The organism is Lelliottia sp. GFLA7 (genome assembly GCF_056490165.1).
The window spans coordinates 268,795-289,584 of sequence record NZ_JBWLAQ010000002.1 but is presented as its reverse complement, the minus strand read 5'-3'; the positions used below and the strand labels follow the sequence as shown (position 1 = coordinate 289,584).

The 20,790-nt window shown below is 52.1% G+C and carries 21 protein-coding genes and 1 other annotated feature; of the genes, 8 read left to right on the top strand and 13 right to left on the bottom strand.

The genetic code is table 11. The features are described from left to right. Positions 1–39: 39 nt before the first annotated feature. Genes trpA through AC07RN_RS06815 form a run of 5 tightly spaced genes read right to left on the bottom strand, consistent with a single transcriptional unit; the run spans position 40 to position 6,572 of the window. Positions 40–849 carry a tryptophan synthase subunit alpha gene (gene trpA / locus AC07RN_RS06835; RefSeq protein ID WP_235133392.1) on the bottom strand — a complete coding sequence of 270 codons (810 nt, stop codon included), beginning with the start codon at positions 847–849 and terminating at the stop codon, positions 40–42. Then, positions 849–2,042, bottom strand: a complete 1,194-nt coding sequence (gene trpB / locus AC07RN_RS06830; RefSeq protein WP_478335953.1) for a tryptophan synthase subunit beta — start codon at positions 2,040–2,042, stop codon at positions 849–851. Before trpB ends, trpA begins: the two co-directional genes overlap by 1 nt. 10 nt (positions 2,043–2,052) lie before the next feature. Continuing rightward, positions 2,053–3,411 carry a bifunctional indole-3-glycerol-phosphate synthase TrpC/phosphoribosylanthranilate isomerase TrpF gene (gene trpCF, locus AC07RN_RS06825; protein ID WP_478335952.1) on the bottom strand — a complete coding sequence of 453 codons (1,359 nt, stop codon included), beginning with the start codon at positions 3,409–3,411 and terminating at the stop codon, positions 2,053–2,055. A gap of 3 nt (positions 3,412–3,414) precedes the next feature. Further along, positions 3,415–5,010 (bottom strand): bifunctional anthranilate synthase glutamate amidotransferase component TrpG/anthranilate phosphoribosyltransferase TrpD, encoded by a 1,596-nt coding sequence (gene trpD / locus AC07RN_RS06820; protein ID WP_133630146.1) that lies wholly within the window; start codon positions 5,008–5,010, stop codon positions 3,415–3,417. After that, positions 5,010–6,572, bottom strand: a complete 1,563-nt coding sequence (locus AC07RN_RS06815) for an anthranilate synthase component 1 (protein ID WP_478335951.1) — start codon at positions 6,570–6,572, stop codon at positions 5,010–5,012. Before AC07RN_RS06815 ends, trpD begins: the two co-directional genes overlap by 1 nt. A gap of 23 nt (positions 6,573–6,595) precedes the next feature. Then, positions 6,596–6,690 (bottom strand) — a sequence feature (Trp leader region). A gap of 159 nt (positions 6,691–6,849) precedes the next feature. Between AC07RN_RS06815 and rnm the strand changes: the two genes are divergently transcribed. The 5 genes from rnm to AC07RN_RS06790 all read left to right on the top strand — a co-directional run bounded on the left by rnm (position 6,850) and on the right by AC07RN_RS06790 (position 10,419). Then, positions 6,850–7,734 carry an RNase RNM gene (rnm, locus tag AC07RN_RS06810; RefSeq protein WP_133630148.1) on the top strand — a complete coding sequence of 295 codons (885 nt, stop codon included), beginning with the start codon at positions 6,850–6,852 and terminating at the stop codon, positions 7,732–7,734. Further along, positions 7,731–8,351, top strand: coding sequence for an L-threonylcarbamoyladenylate synthase (locus AC07RN_RS06805; RefSeq protein WP_012017592.1), 621 nt, complete (start codon positions 7,731–7,733; stop codon positions 8,349–8,351). The genes rnm and AC07RN_RS06805 overlap by 4 nt, the downstream gene beginning before the upstream one ends. Positions 8,352–8,800: 449 nt before the next feature. Continuing rightward, positions 8,801–8,980 carry a hypothetical protein gene (locus tag AC07RN_RS06800; protein ID WP_478335950.1) on the top strand — a complete coding sequence of 60 codons (180 nt, stop codon included), beginning with the start codon at positions 8,801–8,803 and terminating at the stop codon, positions 8,978–8,980. A gap of 27 nt (positions 8,981–9,007) precedes the next feature. Beyond that, positions 9,008–10,153 (top strand): tyrosine-type recombinase/integrase, encoded by a 1,146-nt coding sequence (locus AC07RN_RS06795; RefSeq protein ID WP_478335949.1) that lies wholly within the window; start codon positions 9,008–9,010, stop codon positions 10,151–10,153. A 41-nt stretch (positions 10,154–10,194) separates the two neighbouring features. Beyond that, positions 10,195–10,419, top strand: a complete 225-nt coding sequence (locus AC07RN_RS06790; protein WP_478335948.1) for a hypothetical protein — start codon at positions 10,195–10,197, stop codon at positions 10,417–10,419. A 124-nt stretch (positions 10,420–10,543) separates the two neighbouring features. Here the strand turns inward: AC07RN_RS06790 and AC07RN_RS06785 are convergent, their stop codons facing one another. The 5 genes from AC07RN_RS06785 to AC07RN_RS06765 all read right to left on the bottom strand — a co-directional run bounded on the left by AC07RN_RS06785 (position 10,544) and on the right by AC07RN_RS06765 (position 13,740). Then, positions 10,544–10,948, bottom strand: coding sequence for a hypothetical protein (locus tag AC07RN_RS06785; RefSeq protein ID WP_478335947.1), 405 nt, complete (start codon positions 10,946–10,948; stop codon positions 10,544–10,546). Next, the gene (locus AC07RN_RS06780; RefSeq protein WP_478335946.1) at positions 10,941–11,165 is read right to left on the bottom strand and encodes a hypothetical protein; all 225 of its coding nucleotides are present in this window, start codon (positions 11,163–11,165) and stop codon (positions 10,941–10,943) included. Before AC07RN_RS06780 ends, AC07RN_RS06785 begins: the two co-directional genes overlap by 8 nt. 75 nt (positions 11,166–11,240) lie before the next feature. Beyond that, entirely contained in the window at positions 11,241–12,377 is a 1,137-nt protein-coding gene (locus AC07RN_RS06775) for a PAAR domain-containing protein (protein ID WP_478335945.1), read from the bottom strand. Then, entirely contained in the window at positions 12,377–12,847 is a 471-nt protein-coding gene (locus tag AC07RN_RS06770) for a PAAR domain-containing protein (RefSeq protein ID WP_478335944.1), read from the bottom strand. Before AC07RN_RS06770 ends, AC07RN_RS06775 begins: the two co-directional genes overlap by 1 nt. A 227-nt stretch (positions 12,848–13,074) precedes the next feature. After that, a complete protein-coding gene (locus AC07RN_RS06765) occupies positions 13,075–13,740 on the bottom strand; it encodes a hypothetical protein (protein ID WP_478335943.1) in 666 nt (221 codons plus the stop codon). Between the two features lie 101 nt (positions 13,741–13,841). Between AC07RN_RS06765 and rluB the strand changes: the two genes are divergently transcribed. Continuing rightward, complete coding sequence (gene rluB / locus AC07RN_RS06760) at positions 13,842–14,717, top strand: 23S rRNA pseudouridine(2605) synthase RluB (protein ID WP_012017591.1); 876 nt, start codon at positions 13,842–13,844, stop codon at positions 14,715–14,717. A 35-nt stretch (positions 14,718–14,752) separates the two neighbouring features. On the opposite strand, the gene cobO is transcribed toward rluB, so the two are convergent. Then, positions 14,753–15,343 carry a cob(I)yrinic acid a,c-diamide adenosyltransferase gene (cobO, locus tag AC07RN_RS06755; RefSeq protein WP_478335942.1) on the bottom strand — a complete coding sequence of 197 codons (591 nt, stop codon included), beginning with the start codon at positions 15,341–15,343 and terminating at the stop codon, positions 14,753–14,755. Then, positions 15,340–16,101 (bottom strand): YciK family oxidoreductase, encoded by a 762-nt coding sequence (locus AC07RN_RS06750; RefSeq protein ID WP_478335941.1) that lies wholly within the window; start codon positions 16,099–16,101, stop codon positions 15,340–15,342. The genes cobO and AC07RN_RS06750 overlap by 4 nt, the downstream gene beginning before the upstream one ends. 254 nt (positions 16,102–16,355) lie before the next feature. On the opposite strand from AC07RN_RS06750, the gene sohB reads away from it, so the two are divergent. Beyond that, positions 16,356–17,399: a protease SohB gene (gene sohB / locus AC07RN_RS06745; RefSeq protein ID WP_478335940.1), complete on the top strand. Its 1,044-nt coding sequence runs from the start codon at positions 16,356–16,358 to the stop codon at positions 17,397–17,399. A 45-nt stretch (positions 17,400–17,444) separates the two neighbouring features. Here the strand turns inward: sohB and AC07RN_RS06740 are convergent, their stop codons facing one another. Further along, a complete protein-coding gene (locus AC07RN_RS06740) occupies positions 17,445–17,696 on the bottom strand; it encodes a YciN family protein (protein WP_041689419.1) in 252 nt (83 codons plus the stop codon). Between the two features lie 399 nt (positions 17,697–18,095). On the opposite strand from AC07RN_RS06740, the gene topA reads away from it, so the two are divergent. After that, positions 18,096–20,693, top strand: coding sequence for a type I DNA topoisomerase (gene topA / locus AC07RN_RS06735; protein ID WP_478335939.1), 2,598 nt, complete (start codon positions 18,096–18,098; stop codon positions 20,691–20,693). The last annotated feature ends 97 nt before the right edge of the window (positions 20,694–20,790 follow it).

Genomic DNA, 20,790 nt, shown 5'->3' with positions numbered 1-20,790 from the left:
TGGTATTCGCCGCCCGGATGAGTCCGGACGGCGAAACCGTTATGCGTGGCGAGTCGCGGCCTTCATTACGGTAACGAATTCGCGAAGTTCCGTCAGCATCTGATCGGGCTTATCGACGTTTTTCTCGATAATTTTCACAATGGCGGAACCCGAAATGGCACCCGCTGCATTAGCCTCGATGGCAGCGGTCACTTGCTCCGGCGAAGAAATACCGAAACCCTGTAACGGCGGCGCGGCGTGGTATTCAGCCAGTTTTTCGACCAGGTGATGCAGCGGAACGGCAGCTTTGTTTTCAGCGCCGGTCACGCCCGCACGGGACAGCAAATAAGTATAGCCGCGACCGTGAGAGGCAATCTGGCGCAACAGTTCGTCATCGGCATTCGGTGGGCAGATGAAAATCGGCGCGATGTTGTGACGCATCGCCGCCTGTCGAAACGGCGCAGACTCTTCAATCGGTACGTCAGCGATCAGCACGGAATCCACACCGACGCGCGCGCACTCGGCGTAAAACTCATCGATCCCACGGTTGAACACCAGGTTGGCGTACATCAGCAGGCCAATCGGAATGGTGGGGTATTTCTGACGTACAGTCGCCAGCATTTCAAAACACTGCGTTGGCGTCACGCCGGATGCGAATGCACGCAGAGTTGCACTTTGAATGGTGGGGCCATCCGCCAGCGGATCGGAGAAGGGGATCCCCAGTTCAAGCGCATCGGCACCGGCGGCAATCAGGGTGTCGATAATCTTCAGCGACTGCTCTGGCCCTGGATCGCCAAGTGTGACGAAGGGAACAAAGGCGCCTTCCTTGCGGGCTTTGAGTTCAGCAAATGCGTTATCGTAGCGTTCCATCAGATTTCCCCTCGTGCTTTCAAAATATCGTGAACGGTGAAGATGTCTTTGTCACCGCGACCGGAAAGGTTAACCACCAGTAACTGCTCTTTTTCCGGGTCCTCTTTAATCATTTTCAGTGCATAGGCAAGGGCATGAGAAGATTCGAGCGCCGGGATAATCCCTTCGTTACGACACAGGGTTTTGAAGGCTTCCAGCGCTTCGTCATCGGTAATCGACACATATTCTGCACGGCCGATGCTGTTCAGATGCGCATGCTGTGGCCCGACGGACGGGAAGTCGAGACCTGCCGAGATGGAATAAGATTCTTCGATCTGCCCTTCATCGGTCTGCATCATCGGCGATTTCATACCGAAATAAATACCCACGCGACCGTGTTTCAGCGGTGCGCCGTGCTCGCCGCTTTCAATGCCGTGACCTGCAGGTTCAACGCCAATCAACCCAACGCTGGAGTCATCAATAAAGTCAGCGAACATGCCGATGGCGTTTGAACCGCCGCCCACACAGGCGATCACCGCATCCGGCAGACGACCCTCTTTTTCGAGGATCTGCGCTTTGGTTTCTTCGCCGATCATGCGCTGGAATTCACGCACAATGGTCGGGAAGGGGTGCGGGCCTGCTGCCGTACCGAGCATATAGTGCGCGGTATCATAGCTGCCAGACCAGTCGCGCAGCGCTTCGTTACAGGCATCTTTCAGCGTCGCGGAGCCGCTGTGCACAGGAATCACATCTGCACCCATCAAACGCATACGGAACACGTTAGGTGACTGACGCTCAATGTCTTTGGCACCCATATAGATGCGGCATTTCAGGCCGAGCAGGGCGCAGGCCAGAGCCGACGCTACGCCGTGCTGTCCGGCACCTGTCTCGGCGATAATTTCCGTTTTGCCCATGCGTTTGGCGAGCAACGCCTGGCCAAGCACCTGGTTGGTTTTGTGCGCGCCACCGTGCAGCAAATCTTCACGCTTGAGGTACAGCGTGGTCTTGGTGCCTTCGGTCAGGTTGCGGCATTTGGTCAGCGCCGTCGGGCGGCCCGCGTAGTTTTTCAGCAGGTCGGTGAATTCGGCCTGGAACGCCGGATCTTTCTGGGCGCTCACAAACGCTTCTTCGAGCTGGCGCAGGGCAGGCATCAGAATTTGCGGAACGTACATCCCACCGAACTCGCCGAAATACGGATTTAATAATGTTGTCATTTTCTCTTCCTTAATATGCACGCAGCGTCTTGAATACCGAGGCCAGTTTGCTGGCATCTTTGATTCCCGGTTGGGACTCTACGCCTGAATTGAAATCGAGACCTGCGCAGCCCGCTTTCGCGGCCTCTACGCAATTGTCGGGGCTTAACCCACCCGCGAGCAGGACGTTATCCAGCTTCTGACCGTTCAGCAGCGACCAGTCGAAACGCTGGCCCGTGCCGCCCTGGCCGTTATCAAGCACATACTTATCAACGTGATTCAAATCGCGGACTGGCAAGGTGTCGGCCACGCTCTGCGCTTTCCAGATCTGGATTTGCGAAGGCAATGCCTGGCGCAGCGCGTCGATATATTGCTGGTCTTCGCTGCCGTGCAATTGAACGGCGGCGAGAGTCAGGCTCTCGGCTTTCGCCACGACGTCATTTACAGGCGCATCGCGGAACACGCCAACGTAGCTGAGTGGCGCGGCTGCCATCACTTCACGCGCCTGACTTTCTGAAATAGTGCGCGGCGAACCGTCGACAAAAATCAATCCGCCATAGATTGCGCCCGCTTCAAGCGCCGCCGCAGCATCCTGGTCGCGAGTCAGGCCGCAGACTTTGTTTTCACCCAGCAGAACGCGGCGCACCGCGACGTTTAAATCATCGTAAGCCATCATGGCTGAGCCGATGAGGAAGCCGTTTGCGAAATGACTTAACTCGCGAACCTGAGCGTAAGTATTGATACCTGATTCGCTGATCACCGTCACACCGGCACCCAGACGCGGAGCAAGCTCACGCGTACGGTTGAGATCGATGGAGAGATCGCGCAGGTCGCGATTGTTGATGCCAACGACTTTGGCTTCAAGTGCAATCGCACGCTCAAGCTCTTCTTCGTTGCTCACTTCGGTCAGCACTCCCATATTCAGACTGTGCGCCACGGCAGCGAGCTGGCGATATTGTTCGTCATCCAGAACGGACAGCATCAGCAGGCAGGCGTCGGCCTGATAAAAACGTGCCAACCAAATTTGGTACGCGTCGATAATGAAGTCTTTGCACAAAATCGGCTGCGGCGCAATTTGGCTCACAATCGGCAGGAAATCAAAACTGCCCTGGAAATATTTCTCATCCGTCAGCACCGAAATGGCCGATGCGTGGTGTTTGTAAACCCCAGCGATACGCGCAGGGTCAAAATCGTCGCGGATCACACCTTTAGACGGGGAGGCTTTTTTGCACTCCAGAATAAAGGCGGTACGAGCGCCCTGAAGGGCGTCATAAAAACGGCGGCTGCTCGGCACAACATCATTCTGAAAACTGGCCAGCGGCTGCTGTTCTTTGCGGGCTTCAACCCAGATAGCCTTATCGGCAACGATTTTCGCTAAAACGGTCTGCATTATTTACCCTCTTGCCGCAAGTGCGGTAACGCGGTCGTAAGCTGCGCCGGAACGCAATACGGCCATCACTTTCTGCGCGTTAACCTGGAGATCTTCTTCGCCGTGTAAGCGCATCAACATCGCGACATTCGCGGCGACAGCGGCCTCATGGGCAGCCTCACCTTTACCTTGTAGCAAGCGTGTCAGAATGTCACGGTTTTCTTCTGGCGTGCCGCCTGCAAGCTGTTCCTGGTGGTACGGCGTCAAACCAAAGTCTGACGCTTCCAACTGATAGCTTTGGATTTCACCGTCGCGCAGTTCGGCAACCAGCGTTGAGGCATGAAGCGACACTTCATCCATCCCGCCGCTGTGTACCACGGCGGCACGTTGATAACCCAGAACACGCAGGGTTTCAGCAATCGGTAACACCAGTTCAGGGCTGTAGACGCCAATCAGAGCCAGGGGCGGATGCGCTGGGTTGATCAAGGGCCCAAGCACGTTAAACAGCGTACGGGTTTTTAACTGCTGGCGAACTGGCATCGCATGGCGGAAACCGGTGTGATATTTCGGCGCAAACAGGAAGCAGACGCCCAAATCGTCCAGCGCTTCACGTGAACGTTCAGCGTTCATCTCCAGGTTGATGCCAAAAGCGGCCAACAGGTCAGATGAACCCGAGCGGCTGGAAACGCTGCGGTTACCGTGTTTCGCCACTTTCATCCCACATGCCGCTGCCACAAATGCGCTGGCCGTGGAGATGTTGATGCTGTTGCTGCCGTCACCACCGGTCCCGACGATATCGGCAAACTGATAATCCGGGCGCGGGAAGGGGGCGGCGTTTTCCAGCAGAGCAGTGGCGGCACCGGCAATTTCTTGCGGCTGCTCACCGCGTACTTTCATGCTCACCAGCGCGGCGGCAAGCTGTTCCGGCTTCAACTCGCCGCGCACAACGGCGGAGAAAAGCTGGTGGCTCTCCTGCTGGGTGAGCGTTTGCGCCTGATACAATTTTTCAAGAATCGGCTGCAGCGTGTTGGTTTGCTCCAGCTTCTGTAGTGCCCAGTTCAGAGTTTGTTCCAGCAGACGCGCGCCGTTAGAGGTCAAAATGGATTCCGGGTGGAATTGCAGACCGCATACGCGATCCGCGTCATGACGCACGGCCATCACCATACCCTCGAACGAGGCGTTGATCGTCAGCCCTGCAGGAATGTTGCTGCCCACCAGAGAGTGATAACGCGCCACCGGGAGCGGGTTTGGCAGTCCGGCAAACATCGCCTGACCGTCGTGTTCAATGCTGGACGCTTTACCGTGCAGGATCTCACCCGCCTGACCCACATAGCCGCCGTAGGCTTCAACAATCGCCTGATGGCCCAGGCAAATCCCGATAATCGGCAGTTTACCGCGCATACGGGTCAACAGTTCAGGCATACAACCTGCTTCGCTTGGCGCGCCAGGGCCAGGAGAAAGCATCAGCACCGGGTTTTGCATGGTTTCCAGACGTTCAATCAGTGTTTGCGCCGGGACATGGTTGCGGTAGATAACCACGTTGTGGCCGTTTGCACGCAGCTGGTCTGCCAGGTTGTAAGTAAAGGAGTCGATATTATCGAGCAGCAGAATGTCAGCCATCAGAAAATCTCCTGTGCGTGGTGTGCGGTGGCGATAGCGCGCAAGACCGCGCGAGCTTTACTGCGAGTTTCGTCAGCTTCAGATTGCGGAACAGAATCGAGAACGATGCCAGCGCCTGCCTGGACGGTGGCAATGCCGTCTTCAACGTAGGCCGAGCGGATCACGATGCAAGTATCCAGATCGCCATGAGCGGTAAAGTACCCGACTGCGCCACCGTAACTGCCACGACGACGGCCTTCGGCGCCAGCGATGAGTTGCATCGCACGCACTTTTGGCGCACCGCTCAGGGTGCCCATATTCATGCAGGCGCGGTAGGCGTGCAGCGCATCGAGATCGTGGCGTAGCTCGCCCACAACGCGTGAAACGAGGTGCATCACGAAGGAGTAGCGGTCAACTTTGGTTAAATCTGCGACGTAACGGGTGCCCGGCGTACAGATGCGCGCCAGATCGTTACGCGCCAGGTCAACCAGCATCAGGTGCTCGGAGAGCTCTTTGTGGTCGGTACGCATTTCTAACTCGATGCGGCTGTCAAGATCGCGGTCCAGTGAACCATCCGCGCGACGACCGCGTGGACGCGTCCCGGCGATCGGGTAGATCTCAATCTGACGACTGGTCGCATCGAATTTCAGTGAGCTTTCAGGCGATGCGCCAAACAGCGTGAACTCGTTGTCTTGCATAAAGAACATGTACGGGCTCGGATTGCTTTTCTTCAGCACGTCATACGCTGCCAGCGGAGAAGGGCACGGGAGTGAGAAGCGACGCGACGGCACCACCTGGAAAATCTCGCCTGCACGAATTTCTTTTTGCATCTGGCGGACAACCGCGCCGTACTGATCGTCCGTCTGGCTCACTTCACACTGCATGTGCTCGATGCTTTGCACCGGTAGCGCAGTCGGTTCTTCCGTCATCTGCTGTTGCAGCTGTTCGATACGCTGTGCAAGGCGCTGTTTTTCAGCAGCGGAAGGCGTAAAGAGGCTGGCCTGAATGCGGGTGTATTTCTTCTGATGGTCAATCACCATCAGGGTTTCTGCCAGATAGAAGCAGTAATCCGAGCAGCGGTTGCCTTGCTCGGTTTCGGGTAAGTTTTCGAATCCGGCAACCAGATCATAGGCAAACAGCCCGCCAAAGAACATCGCTTCGCGCTCGTCCTCAGGTACATCCACCAGATTTTGCAGTAAGCGGAAGGCATCAAAAACGGACAGCGAACACAGACGCGCGTCTTCATCCAGCAGTTGGCTTACCGCTGGGAAATGCAGTGTGCGGCCTTGCGGACGTTTTTCATTTTCGATGCCAGAGGGCAGAGCGGCATCCAGCAGCGGCAGCAGCGACGCACCGTTTTCTGATAACGCCTGGATGGTGACAGTGTCACCTAAGGCCGTGATCCGCAATGCGCTGTCTACCAGCAGCAGGCTTTTGAGATCGTCTTTGCTGTCGATATCGGCGGATTCCAGCAGCAGCGTGGCAGGGCGTGCACCGCAGACTTGCTGAAACAAGGCGGTTGGGTTGTGGCGATAGATTGCTTCGCAGGTCAGCAACTCAAGTTTTGTTTTGGCTGTTTGCATGTTGTTGTTCTCATATTCTGTTCATAAAAAAGCCCGCATAGTCGCGGGCCAGGTATCTGTTTTCGTAACGCACACGAATGACACTGCCCGATATTCAGGAAGTGCGCCACCAACCGTGCTGGGAGAAATGTGCTTTCATTTTCAGATACCTTCTTGAGTGAACTTTCGTACTAGTTAACTAGTTCGATGGGGCATTGTCAACCCCTGATTTCAGAATTTCCGCGCAAGCCGTTATCATAGCGTTCTTAAATACGATAAACCTGTGATGGAAACCGCTTTGAGCGAGACAAAATACGCCGTGATTTATGATTTACACAGCCACACGCAAGCCTCTGATGGGCTGCTCACGCCTGAAGCACTGGTCCACCGTGCCGTCGAAATGCGCGTGGGGACGCTGGCTATTACCGATCACGACACCACAGATGCCATTCCGGCAGCGCGTGCGGAAATTGCGCGCAGCGGACTGGCGTTGAACCTCATCTCTGGCGTAGAAATTTCCACCGTCTGGGAAAACCACGAAATTCACATCGTGGGTTTAAACATTGATATTGAACATCCGGCGCTGTGTGCCTTTCTGGAAGAACAGAAAGAGCGCCGCAATCAGCGCGCTGAATTGATTGGTGAACGGCTTGAAAAAGCGCTGATCCCCGGTGCGCTGGAGGGCGCGCAACGCCTCGCGAACGGCGGAGCCGTGACGCGTGGCCACTTCGCCCGTTTCCTGGTTGAGGCCGGTAAAGCCAGTAACTTTGCTGATGTATTCAAAAAATATCTCGCGCGCGGTAAAACCGGTTACGTTCCTCCACAGTGGTGTACAATAAAACAAGCTATTGATGTAATTCATCATTCTGGCGGAAAGGCGGTATTGGCCCATCCGGGGCGGTACAACCTGTCAGCTAAGTGGTTGAAAAGGCTGCTGGCTCACTTTGCCGAACTCGGCGGTGAAGCGATGGAAGTCGCCCAATGCCAGCAGGCTCCCAATGAGCGCACGCAGCATGCGGCTTACGCCCGCCAGTTCGGTTTACTGGCTTCGCAAGGCTCAGATTTTCATCAGCCTTGCGCGTGGATTGAACTGGGGCGCAAGCTCTGGTTGCCCGCAGGCGTAGAACCGGTCTGGCAGCTATGGGAACAGCCGCAGCAACAAATTGAAGAGAGGGAAGTATGAGTCAGTTTTTCTATATCCATCCGGATAACCCGCAGGCGCGCTTGATCAATCAGGCCGTCGAGATCGTTCGTAAGGGCGGTGTGATTGTCTATCCAACGGATTCCGGCTATGCGCTGGGCTGTAAAATCGAAGACAAAGGGGCGATGGAACGTATCTGCCGCATTCGTCATTTGCCGGATGGGCATAACTTTACCCTGATGTGTCGCGATCTCTCCGAAATCTCGACCTACGCATACGTGGATAACGTCGCGTTTCGTTTAATCAAGAACAACACGCCGGGCAACTATACCTTCATTCTGAAAGGAACCAAGGAAGTGCCGCGTCGTTTGTTACAGGAAAAACGGAAAACGATCGGCATGCGCGTGCCATCTAATCCGATTGCCCAGATGCTGCTCGAAACGCTTGGCGAGCCGATGCTATCGACGTCGCTCATGCTGCCAGGCAGTGAATTTACGGAATCCGACCCGGAAGAAATCAAAGACCGTCTGGAAAAACAGGTCGATCTGATTATCCACGGCGGATACCTCGGCCAGCAGCCGACCACGGTTGTTGATCTCACGGAAGATGCGCCTGAAGTGATTCGTGAAGGCGTGGGCGACGTTAAGCCTTTCTTGTAAAGGTATAAGCAGATATACTACGCGGCCATCAAAATAGCGGGAAATCGCTTTTTTGACCCTAATTCGACGCCTGTGAAGGCGAAAAACCATCTAACTAAATCAAAGTGATAGCGTTAACTCCATGAAATGTATAACAAAATTGGTAACGCAATGAGGAACAGAGTGTACAACAAGATTCCTCGATTCACGACAAAGCGCGGTAACGTTTACTACGTCAACTTTCGACTTCCAGACGGAACATTTTTCCGTCGAAGCCTTGGCACGGATTCATTGCAAGCGGTCGAAGTTACAATGTCACGCCTCAGCGCTTGCATCCCTCTCGTTCAAAGTGGTTCGCTGCCTGTCGAGCAGTTAAAATGCAGATTGACGGTTTCAGAGAAGCCACTCAACGCGATTTCGATACTTATCTGCTGGATTGGTGACGGATTGGTGTTGAGGAAGCTAAACGGATGCCTGAACTTGTACGGATGCAGCGCCAGATTGATTCTGATTACGCAATCTCTCCGACTGCCAGTGTTACTGAGGCGAAAGGCCGCGCGGATGTTCATCTGAATCGCGTGTATAGCGGCGATGATTCAACGGCGCGGATGTTACTCGCCACTTTGTTTAAGAAGAAGGTTTCCTTTTAACAACATGACGTAGAGCAGGCTTACGAGGTGGCTGGGCAGATCGACATGCACCAGGCTATGCTCCAGCAAGCATACGATGCTTTTTATTCTGGTGATCTTGTCCGTTATCGCTCTTTAGTCGAAGAGATGCAATTCAAGCTAACTGAAGCGGAACGGCAGAAAAAGCCAGCAGCTAAAAAAGTTGTCGCGTCTACGTCTGAGCCTGAAAGTCACGGTACTCCTCTGCTCTCTGTTGCATGGAAGATGTTCTCCACAGAGAAAGGCAAGGGCTGGGCGGCGGCTGTAGCTAACGAAAGCCAGCGGTTCGATGATGTGTTGCTGCACGTTATCGGTGATCTTCCTGTCGGAGTGATCACGAAGCAGCACATTCGCCAAGTTTTGGAAGTGATTGAAAACTTACCGCGCCGGAACAAAAAGCCGTACTCGGAAATGACGCTTCCAGAATGTGTCGATTTCGATGTTCCTGAAGAAGATTTACTGAGCAGTGCCAATGTCCAAAAGCATCTTAAGATTTACTCCTCTTTCTTCAAGTTCTTTCTGAGGGATGAAAAGGATATTTTAGAGAAAGCCCCTACCGAAGGGATCAAATACGAGGTGACGGAAAACAAGGGCGGCTCTTATTCAAAACCTGAGATGCAGCGCCTTGTGAAGTATCTGAATATCTGCACCGATTGGCGACGAGATTATTTTCTGACTCTGATTTATACCGGAGCACGCCGGGGAGAAATTGCTGTGATCCGTAAAGAGCACATTCGTGAGGATGAGGAAACACGGCGCTGGTATATATTCATTGACGGCGGTAAAACTGATCAGGCTGTGCGGCAGATACCGTTAAGCACAACCTTAGATAAGTTACTTTTAGCGAGAATTAAATCGCTCAAACCTACTGATCCAGTCTTCGGTGATCTGCCAACGTATGAGCAAATCGGGCTTGAGTGGCACAGCATCATGGCTGATTGTAAAATACAAAAGTTTAATGAATTTGGACAGAAGAGGGTGATCCATGCTCTTCGTCACACTTTCATTTCAGAGGCTATGACAAAGGCGTTGCCCGTAATGGTGCAGTTCTGCGTCGGACACTCACGAACCCAATCGTTAGGCATCACAGCAAGATACACACATAGGCCGCCGTTGAGAGATTTGCTCCCGGTGGTTGATTGCATAAACTGGTAAATGGTAGGGCATTGGTTTGCCCAAACTTGATGGAGAATAAAATGAAACCTTCGATGATACTGTTATTGCTGGTTTGCTCAACGTCATCTGCTATTGCTTGCGATTATGAATACAGTACTGACGATGGTTCTACTATCTGTGCTACCAGTGGCGATAAAGAAGTAACTATTACCACTGAAAACGGGGATGAGCACAGCGGCGAATGGGTGGATAACGGTGTTGTGCAGGATAGTGAAACGGGTGAACAATTGACAGTAAGCAACTAACGTATCGTTGAATGCCCTGACAACGCTACTCCCCAATGGAAATTGGGCTTTATTGTCTAAATTATCGGGGAAAGGCTGGGGGATTCCAGCCTTATGAGGTGTTAAGTTGGTCAGAACAGCCCTTTTAACCGCCACTGTGCTTTATATAGAAAACCAACACGCCGCTAATGATAAAAAATGCAAGGCTTATAATTGCGAGGTATAGCTCTACGTAAAATGGGCCAATGAGTCGTTTCGGTAGCCCTCGAATAAAGTCCCGATCATCGTTTTTGGTCATGTTGGAACTTTTGTTCCAGAGCAGTGGCCTGAAGATGAATTGCATTTTTACGCTGTATGCAAAATCCACATACAGGGTGTTCACATCATCGAAAATCTGAACCATCGGAGGTAAATCACCAAATTTCTCTTTGTAGAGTACGCAGATCTCCTTGTACCTTTTTTTGTTCAGGGCTGAAGCTATGATACTGCCTGCGCCTAAAACCATTGCAATGAGTCCAGTTACGATTACCACATCTTTTAGGTCAATCATCACTTGTGGCCTCATAAAATCCTAACTTTTCCCCTGAGAATTCACCAATAGTACCCATAGTTGAACTGAATATTTTATCGCTTCCATAGGAAATGCCACCTGCTACACCAAGCGTGCAGAGCAAGGCACCAGCGCCGCCAGCTTCAAACGTCGCAGCCCCCAAAACAACAGCACATACTGTATCAACGGCGCTTCCCGTTAATATTTTGCTCGCCACTTTCCCCCCAATAAGGCTCCCCGAAAACTCCCCAATGGAGGTAAACGAGGTTTTGGCGCAATCCCTACCAACCGTTCAGGCTTCGGTGATTTTCGCTGCGGTATCAAAAACAGACAAACCAAGACCAATCTTCCCGGCTGTTTCCATCCATTTGACGTACTTAGCCATTTTTTCGATGTGAGTCGCGTAACCTTCAATATCGCTAACACCTGTTTCGTTCCAGCGATGCGTGATAGAACTGCTGGAAAGGCCAAGAGCGCTTTTAAGGTCGGCGTACTCGTTGAACATGAATCGGTGCTTCATGAACATTTTCAGGACGCTATCAAGTTGACCGAACAAACGACGACGTTCAACGAAGAACTGTTCGCCGATCAGCGTGCCACTGGTGATGTACTGATTTTTGTAAGTCCTCTCGATCTCGACAAGAATTTTTTCTACCTGCTCGAAATAGCCCTTCGCGGCTTCAGTAGCTTGCCCTGAGTATCCATAAGTGTCGCTTGCTGTACTGGCGGCAGCGGCGAACATCTCAATAGTGTCTTTGTGTTTGAAAAGAAAGTTGGCTTGGTGAATTGAAAGGGGAGCTAATGCCGCATCAACTCGTGCTTTCGCGGCTTTCATGTGGGCGATCTGTCCGCTGTCCTGCTTATCAGGATCAACCAGAAGCATGATAGAAGCAGCTTTATAGCTTTTGTCTGCACCGTTCAGCGTAGCAAATAGCTCTTTGGCTCCTGCTGGTGGGTTTTCACTGAAAAGCAGGCGCTGCCAGGCTTCCGTAGTACCTCCATAGGGGAGAACAACAAAACCAGCATCTATGCCTGTTTTCTTCTTCGCTGCCTGGGCGCGCTGTTCCGGTTCTGACTCAATCGGCCCTGGAAGTTCAGGCATCTTGACGAGGTGAGATAGTTCGGTGTGCGTTACTGTTGGTTCTCCACCCAGTTCGTAATAATCATCCCAATTTGAAGGAACGAACTTCGATTTGCAGGGGCAGGAGCTATAACTGTCCAGAGTTCCGGCAATCCTTTTACCATGTATGTCATCGTCATTAAGCCCGCCGCAAATACGGTAATGGCCTGGATGTTTGCCGCAGGTAACTTTATGGCCTTCGCACGCCATGTCTTTATCGAAAAACTGGTGATCGGTAAAACCTTCGAGGATTCTTCCGCCGCAAACAGTCTTATCACCTCTGAACAGAAAGTAACCCTTAACTCCCATCAGTGCTTACTCCATGGCATGGTCAGGAATCCTTCCGGGAGTGTATCACCTTCACGGAATACCAATCTGCTACGGGATTGTGGCGTTGAGATTATTTCGTCGCCGTTATCGAGCATACTGCCAACGAGTGCAGCGGACGCGCCCTGCATGATTCGGGCCTTGCCAGCACCGGAAACAATAGTGGCTTCACTGCCATTAGCGTAAACAACTTTATCTCCAACTCGCGCCATCTTATACCCACCAGTTGTACTGCCTGCCGAAGCATTGCGGATCACTCCACCGTTGCGGGTGATGCTTCCCACTACAGCGAATCGGAAAATGTAAGCTAATGGGCGACTAACTTGTTTGTTAAAATCCTCAAGCTCTTCGCGTGCCTTGCTGTCACAGCTTGCTAAAAAATCTTCGTCGTAGGGTGGCTCTGAGGAGGATTCTCGGATTTCAGGCGTGATCTCGTTGGTGTATTGCTGCATAAATCCCTCTACTTGTTATAGAAATAATCACAGAGGTTATTTTACAAACAATAACCACATGCGCAATAAGTATTAGACCTAAGTGAAACTTCGTTTCGTAACAGAAAATTATCCGGAAAATTGTGGGAGTTGGTCTTCGATAAATTTCAGGTAGGGGATGTTATGGCAGGTGTATTGGCAGGTACGGCGGCAGAGGTTGGAATCCTTGATAAAGCGGTTAGCATCACTCAGAAGCTGGCGAATAACAGTGATGAACTGGACAAGGCTACGCTCAAACTTGAGCTGGCTAATCTGATGGTTGAACTTGCTAACGCCAAGATAGAAGCCGTGACAATGCAAACACTTTTGTTCGATGCCGAGCAAAAGATCAAAGGTCTTGAGGGGAGTTTAAAAGATAAATCAACTTTCACCTTCAAACATGAGCTGTACTGCATGTGGAGGCTGGCAAGCACTTCGTTCGCTGTTTGTTCGCTGCCGTCCACCATCCGGTTAAAATGGGCATCTGCATAGCCCTGAGCTGCTTCTACTGTTTCGGATGGCGATTGAGGTGAATCAGGATTGATGTTTTTATGCCATTGTCCTAACTCTGGGAGCCGCTCCACTTCGGCAACATCTCTTTCGAGAGCGCGTAACAGATAGCTGTCAAAGTCCTGTTTAGTGGCGGCGCGGTAGCCTTGTATCTTCCTCTTAAACTCCTCAATGCCCATTGTCCCATTCTGGACCAGCGGGATGTATTGACGGATCTGATTCATGATAACTTCGGCTTGCTTTTGGCTGTCAGTACCAAGACTCAGACGCACAAAACTTGTTGAATCATTTAGTCTAAAATTCGTGTAGTATGTGCGCCCACGAATCATTGTGTGTGACAGCTTGTGTGACACGTTGTTTGCCATGCTGTGTACCATGAAATAGTTACAGAGCAGTGAGTTAAGTTAACTCGTTGTTTTAGAAAGTATACCAGACGCCTGTGAAGGCGACACATGAAGGATGCTCAATGAGCGAGAAATTACAGAAAGTGCTGGCGCGTGCTGGCCACGGTTCACGCCGTGAAATCGAAACCATTATTGAAGCCGGTCGCGTTAGTGTAGATGGCAAAATTGCCAAGCTGGGCGATCGTGTGGAAGTCGTCGCGGGAATGAAAATTCGTCTCGACGGCCACGTGATCTCGGTGAAAGAGTCCGCAGAACAGATTTGTCGCGTGCTGGCTTACTATAAGCCGGAAGGCGAATTGTGTACCCGCAACGATCCGGAAGGACGTCCAACCGTTTTTGACCGTCTGCCAAAATTGCGCGGTGCGCGCTGGATTGCTGTCGGTCGTCTGGATGTTAACACCTGCGGTTTGATGTTATTCACTACCGATGGTGAACTGGCTAACCGCCTGATGCACCCGAGCCGCGAAGTTGAACGCGAATATGCGGTACGTGTCTTCGGTGAAGTGGATGAACATAAACTGCGTGATTTGTCGCGCGGCGTTCAGCTTGAAGACGGCCCAGCGGCGTTTAAAACGATCAAATTCACCGGCGGTGAAGGCATCAACCAGTGGTACAACGTCACGCTGACTGAAGGTCGTAACCGTGAGGTGCGCCGTCTTTGGGAAGCAGTGGGTGTGCAGGTTAGCCGACTGATTCGTGTGCGTTATGGTGACATCCTGCTACCGAAAGGCCTGCCGCGCGGTGGGTATACGGAGCTGGATTTAACCCAGACCAACTATTTACGTGAACTGGTCGAACTCAAACCAGAAACCACGTCGAAAGTGGCGGTTGAGAAAGATCGTCGCCGCGTGAAAGCGAATCAGATTCGCCGCGCAGTGAAGCGTCATAGCCAGGTGAGCCCGACTCGCCGTTCTGGCAGCCGTAATAACAACGGCTAAAAAAATAAACCCGGCATCGCCGGGTTTTTTCTTATCTAGTAGTCGATCCCAATCTGCGCTTTTATACCCGCGTCAAATGCGTGTTTAACAGGGCGAAGCTCACTGACCGTATCCGCATAGTCCAGAATCTCCCGGTGGCATCCGCGTCCCGTGACGATGGCCGTCTGGTGTGAGGGGCGATTTTTCAGTGCAGCCAATACCTCTTCGAGTGACAGATAATCGTAGGCCACCATGTAGGTGATCTCATCGAGCAACACCATATCGAGCTGCGGATCGGCAAGCATCCGTTTGGCGTGCTCCCACACGGCAAGACAGGCTGTAGTATCGCTTTCGCGGTTTTGCGTATCCCAGGTAAACCCGGTCGCCATGACCTGAAATTCCACGCCGTGAGGCTCAAGCAGATTGCGCTCGCCGTTGGGCCATTCACCTTTAATGAACTGCACCACACCCACTTTCTGGCCGTGACCGACGGCGCGCGTGGCGGTCCCAAAAGCCGCTGTCGTTTTCCCTTTTCCATTTCCGGTAAACACAATGACGATACCGCGCTCGTCCTGGGCTGCAGCGACGCGGGCGTCAACCTGTTCTTTCAGTCGTTGCTGGCGTTGCTGGTGGCGATCTTCACTCATTGAGAAATTCCTGGCTTACGGCCCGGCTGGGCATCAAAGGTCATTCCGGTTTTACGACGACTGTCATCGCCCATCAACCACAGATAAAGCGGCATAATATCCGCTGGCGTTTTGAGTTTTTGCGGGTCTTCCGAAGGGAAAGCGCTGGCACGCATCTTAGTGCGCGTACCACCCGGATTGATGCAGTTGACGCGCAAATGGCGGCTTTGATATTCCTCCGCCAGGACCTGCATCATACCTTCGGTGGCAAACTTCGATACTGCATACGCGCCCCAATTTGCGCGGCCCTGACGGCCCACGCTCGATGATGTAAAGACCAGAGACCCGGAATCAGACTTTAGTAATAAAGGAAGAAGGGCCTGAGTCAGGAAAAACGTACCGTTGATATTCACCTGCATAACCTGTTGCCAGGTTTCGGCGTTTTGCTCATCCATGGGACGAACTTCGCCGAGTAAACCGGCATTGTGCAACACCCCGTCAAGGCGCGGATAATCACGCGCAATGTGCTGGGCTAACTCGCGGCATGACTCTTGCGTACAAGACAATAAATCCAGGATGTACCAGTGAGGCGGCGTGCCGCTGATTTCAGTAATTTCGTCAGCCAGGCTACGTAATTTGTCCTCGTTTCGGCCCAGCAGCACTACGCTGGCGCCGTAACGGGCGTAGGTCAGCGCGGCCTCGCGACCAATACCGTCGCTGGCGCCCGTGACAAGGATGATGCGGTTTTGCAGTAAATCTTTTTTCGGTTGATAGTGCACGGTGACTCCTGCGGCGCTGAACACATCGGCTGCGCCTGCTTTTTGTTCGCTTTTCGGTTTTATGCCCGAAACGGCGCATGATTTCAATCAGTCTACAGGAGAGAACGCTTCGAAATTAACAATTTGCAACTATTTCCTCCATAGTCGCCTATTCCTGAAAGTCGCTCGCACGGGCATTGTTGCGGGCGAGACGCCTGACGATGGCTGTTGTACACTGGTCGGGAAAGATTCGTGGTTAAATCAAGGTGGAACACGTGGAATTACTTTCTGAATATGGTTTGTTTCTGGCCAAAATCGCGACGGTCGTCATCGCGATTATCGCCATTGCGGTCCTGCTCGTGAATCTGACGCAGCGCAAGCGTCAGCGCGGCGAGTTACGTATTACCCGCTTAAGTGAGCAGTATAAGGAGATGCAGGAAGACATGTCGGTCTCTTTGCTGGATGGTCATCAGCAAAAGATGTGGCATAAAGCGCAAAAGAAAAAGCACAAGCTGGAAGCGAAAGCGGCAAAAGCGAACGCTAAACAGGCGCAACAGGAAGTTACCAAACCACGCGTTTATGTTCTGGATTTTAAAGGCAGTATGGATGCGCATGAAGTGTCATCGTTACGCGAAGAAGTGACGGCGGTTTTGGCCGTGGCCAAATCGCAGGATCAGGTCGTTCTGCGGTTAGAAAGCCCGGGTGGCGTTGTTCACGGTTACGGTCTGGCGGCGTCGCAGTTACAGCGTTTGCGTGATAAACAGATTCCGTTAACGGTAGCGGTAGACAAAGTGGCGGCGAGCGGCGGATATATGATGGCCTGCGTGGCCGACAAAATCGTGGCGGCTCCCTTTGCCATCCTGGGGTCAATAGGCGTGGTCGCGCAGATCCCTAACTTCAATCGCTTCTTGAAAAATAAAGAGATCGATATTGAGCTGCACACTGCCGGGCAGTACAAAAGGACGCTGACGCTGCTCGGTGAAAATACCGAAGAGGGTCGTCAGAAGTTTCGTGAAGACCTCAATGAAACCCATCATCTGTTCAAAGATTTTGTGCATCGCATGCGTCCTTCGCTGGATATTGATCAGGTGGCGACAGGTGAACACTGGTACGGCATCCAGGCGCAGGAGAAAGGACTGGTGGACGAGGTCGGCACGAGCGACGATTTGCTACTGAGTTTAATGGACGGGCGCGAACTGGTTGGCGTGCGTTTCACTCAGCGTAAACGACTGCTGGATCGCTTTACGAACAGTGCCGCCGATAGCGCGGATCGTCTTCTGTTGCGCTGGTTGCAGCGCGGGCAAAAGCCGCTGCTGTAAACGACGTTAAAAAGAAACGCGAGGCATTTGCCTCGCGTTTTACGTTTAATCGATCAGGTGATATTTCTCTGAGAGCGCATGGGCCAGGTATTTGAACATGTTAAATACTGCCGTGCTCTTGGGGGTGGGCAAACCTTGCTCATCAAGAAAGTATTCACCGCTGAACACCAGCACACCATTACGTTGCTCAACGCCGGTGGCTTCAATTCCCGCCAGGGTATCTTCGTGGTCACGAATCAGTTTGTTCGCTTCAATAAGCAAAGTTTCACGATCGATAGGTTGGCTATTTTGCTGCATATTCCACTCCTTAAAAAGTGGCTTTAGTCTACGCCGGACACTCTCCATGGGCAAATTTTCCCTGTAAATCGAGGGGCTACAGCGCAGGGGCAAAGCTGGCGTGATTTGTTTTTGCATGCTAATAAAGTTGCGTAACAGATTTTATCAGGTACAGTGTGCGCTTTCGTCAATCTGGCAACAGAATTGCTTGACATTCGACCGAAAGTCCGTCGCATAGTCATTTTGATGTAAGTAAAAATGCCCGATATCTCAATCACCTGGATGTTCAAATTTCGGCGTCTGGTAAGAAATAGGGTTGATATCCCCTGGTAACGATGCAATATAAAAAGCACGTCGCCAGTGGAAGGGGAATCAACGTGCGGCGTATTCCTGGAAGAATTAAATTAGGTAAAGGTGAATATGGGTAAAGCTCTCGTCATCGTTGAGTCCCCGGCAAAAGCCAAAACGATCAATAAGTATCTGGGCAATGACTACGTGGTTAAGTCCAGCGTTGGTCATGTCCGCGATTTGCCGACCAGTGGCTCAGCCAGTAAAAAGAGCGCAGACTCTACCTCCACCAAAGGGGCTAAAAAGCCTAAAAAGGATGAACGTAGTGCGCTCGTCAACCGTATGGGTGTCGATCCATGGCACGAGTGGGAAGCACAGTACGAAGTGCTTCCAGGCAAAGAAAAAGTCGTCAATGAGCTGAAGCAGCTCGCAGAAAAAGCTGACCACATTTATCTCGCAACCGACCTTGACCGCGAAGGGGAAGCCATTGCGTGGCACCTGCGGGAAATCATTGGTGGTGATGAAACACGTTACAGCCGTGTTGTCTTTAACGAGATAACCAAGAATGCGATTCGTCAGGCGTTTGAAAAGCCGGGCGAACTGAATATTGACCGTGTAAATGCCCAGCAGGCGCGTCGTTTTATGGACCGCGTTGTGGGTTATATGGTCTCACCACTGCTGTGGAAAAAGATCGCCCGTGGACTTTCCGCAGGCCGCGTACAATCTGTTGCGGTGCGTTTAGTTGTCGAACGTGAACGCGAAATTAAAGCGTTTGTACCCGAAGAGTTCTGGGAAATTGATGCGAACGTCACCACGCCTGCCGGTGATGCGCTGCCGCTGCAAGTCACTCACGAAAATGACAAACCGTTCCGTCCTGTTAATCGCGACCATACCATGGCTGCAGTTGCGCAACTGGAAAAGGCACGTTATCAGGTCGTTGAGCGTGAAGATAAACCGACCAGCAGCAAACCTGGCGCACCATTCATCACCTCCACTTTGCAGCAGGGGGCCAGTACTCGTCTGGGCTTTGGTGTGAAGAAAACCATGATGATGGCGCAGCGTTTGTATGAAGCGGGCTACATCACCTATATGCGTACTGACTCGACGAATTTGAGCCAGGATGCCGTCACCATGGTGCGTGACTACATCGGTGAAAACTTCGGTAAGAAATATTTGCCGGAAAGTGCGAACCAGTACGCAAGCAAAGAAAATTCTCAGGAAGCGCACGAAGCAATTCGTCCTTCTGATGTGTCCGTTGTTTCCGAATCTCTGAAAGATATGGAAACCGACGCACAAAAGCTTTATCAGCTGATCTGGCGCCAGTTTGTTGCCTGTCAGATGAATCCTGCGAAATATGATTCCACCACGCTGACCGTCGGCGCTGGCGATTTCCGTCTTAAAGCTCGTGGTCGCATCTTGCGCTTCGACGGCTGGACGAAAGTAATGCCTGCGCTGCGCAAAGGCGATGAAGATCGTATTTTGCCACCGGTAAACAAAGGCGATGAGCTTTCGTTGACTGAACTCCTTCCGGCTCAGCACTTTACCAAGCCGCCTGCACGTTTTAGTGAAGCCTCATTGGTTAAAGAGCTTGAAAAACGCGGTATTGGTCGCCCGTCGACCTATGCGTCGATCATATCGACCATTCAGGATCGTGGTTACGTCCGCGCTGAAAACCGTCGTTTTTATGCTGAAAAAATGGGGGAGATTGTCACTGACCGTCTGGAAGCTAATTTCCGCGAGCTGATGAATTACGATTTCACCGCGCAGATGGAAGACCGTCTGGATCAGGTGGCGAACCATCAAGCTGAATGGAAAAATGTTCTGGATAGTTTCTTCAGTGATTTTACCGAGCAGCTGGCAAAAGCCGAGAAAGATCCGGAAGAAGGGGGCATGCAGCCTAACCAGATGGTGCTGACCAGCATCGACTGTCCAACCTGCAGCCGTCAGATGGGGATTCGTACCGCGACGACGGGGGTGTTCCTCGGTTGTTCAGGTTATGCTTTACCGCCAAAAGAGCGTTGCAAAACCACCATTAATCTGGTGCCAGAGAACGAAGTTCTCAACGTTCTGGAAGGTGATGACGCCGAAACCAACGCGTTGCGCGCGAAGCGTCGTTGCCAGAAATGTGGCACCGCGATGGACAGCTATCTGATCGATCCGAAGCGTAAATTGCATGTCTGCGGTAATAACCCAACGTGTGACGGGTATGAGATCGAAGAGGGCGAGTTCCGCATCAAAGGCTATGACGGCCCTATCGTGGAGTGCGAGAAGTGTGGTTCTGAAATGCACCTGAGAATGGGGCGCTTCGGGAAGTACATGGCCTGTACCAACGAAGAATGTAAAAACACGCGTAAAATACTGCGTAACGGTGAAGTGGCTCCTCCGAAGGAAGATCCGGTCCCGCTGCCAGAATTGCCGTGTGAAAAGTCTGATGCTTATTTTGTTCTGCGTGACGGTGCTGCAGGGGTCTTCCTTGCTGCGAACACCTTCCCTAAATCGCGCGAAACCCGTGCGCCGCTGGTGGAAGAGTTGTATCGTTTCCGCGATCGTTTACCGGAAAAACTGCGTTATTTGGCCGACGCGCCACAGCAGGATCCGGAAGGGAATAAAACCGTTGTCCGCTTTAGCCGTAAAACGAAGCAGCAATATGTGTCTGCTGAGAAAGAAGGTAAAGCGACCGGATGGTCAGCATTCTTTATTGACGGAAAGTGGGTTGAAGGTAAGAAATAATCTTTCATAACCTCAACTTACCTTTGAAGGGCCGGGATTCCGGCCCTTTTTTATTGCGCGCTTATTATTTTTTGTTCCGTACTATACAGTCAGGCTA

Bases quoted from the DNA above. Each gene is read 5' to 3' on its own strand.
- trpA (WP_235133392.1), bottom strand. From the start codon at position 849: ATGGAACGCTACGATAACGCATTTGCTGAACTCAAAGCCCGCAAGGAA.
- trpB (WP_478335953.1), bottom strand. From the start codon at position 2,042: ATGACAACATTATTAAATCCGTATTTCGGCGAGTTCGGTGGGATGTAC.
- trpCF (WP_478335952.1), bottom strand. From the start codon at position 3,411: ATGCAGACCGTTTTAGCGAAAATCGTTGCCGATAAGGCTATCTGGGTT.
- trpD (WP_133630146.1), bottom strand. From the start codon at position 5,010: ATGGCTGACATTCTGCTGCTCGATAATATCGACTCCTTTACTTACAAC.
- AC07RN_RS06815 (WP_478335951.1), bottom strand. From the start codon at position 6,572: ATGCAAACAGCCAAAACAAAACTTGAGTTGCTGACCTGCGAAGCAATC.
- AC07RN_RS06805 (WP_012017592.1), top strand. From the start codon at position 7,731: ATGAGTCAGTTTTTCTATATCCATCCGGATAACCCGCAGGCGCGCTTG.
- AC07RN_RS06800 (WP_478335950.1), top strand. From the start codon at position 8,801: ATGCCTGAACTTGTACGGATGCAGCGCCAGATTGATTCTGATTACGCA.
- AC07RN_RS06790 (WP_478335948.1), top strand. From the start codon at position 10,195: ATGAAACCTTCGATGATACTGTTATTGCTGGTTTGCTCAACGTCATCT.
- AC07RN_RS06785 (WP_478335947.1), bottom strand. From the start codon at position 10,948: ATGATTGACCTAAAAGATGTGGTAATCGTAACTGGACTCATTGCAATG.
- AC07RN_RS06775 (WP_478335945.1), bottom strand. From the start codon at position 12,377: ATGGGAGTTAAGGGTTACTTTCTGTTCAGAGGTGATAAGACTGTTTGC.
- AC07RN_RS06770 (WP_478335944.1), bottom strand. From the start codon at position 12,847: ATGCAGCAATACACCAACGAGATCACGCCTGAAATCCGAGAATCCTCC.
- AC07RN_RS06765 (WP_478335943.1), bottom strand. From the start codon at position 13,740: ATGGCAAACAACGTGTCACACAAGCTGTCACACACAATGATTCGTGGG.
- rluB (WP_012017591.1), top strand. From the start codon at position 13,842: ATGAGCGAGAAATTACAGAAAGTGCTGGCGCGTGCTGGCCACGGTTCA.
- cobO (WP_478335942.1), bottom strand. From the start codon at position 15,343: ATGAGTGAAGATCGCCACCAGCAACGCCAGCAACGACTGAAAGAACAG.
- AC07RN_RS06740 (WP_041689419.1), bottom strand. From the start codon at position 17,696: ATGCAGCAAAATAGCCAACCTATCGATCGTGAAACTTTGCTTATTGAA.
- topA (WP_478335939.1), top strand. From the start codon at position 18,096: ATGGGTAAAGCTCTCGTCATCGTTGAGTCCCCGGCAAAAGCCAAAACG.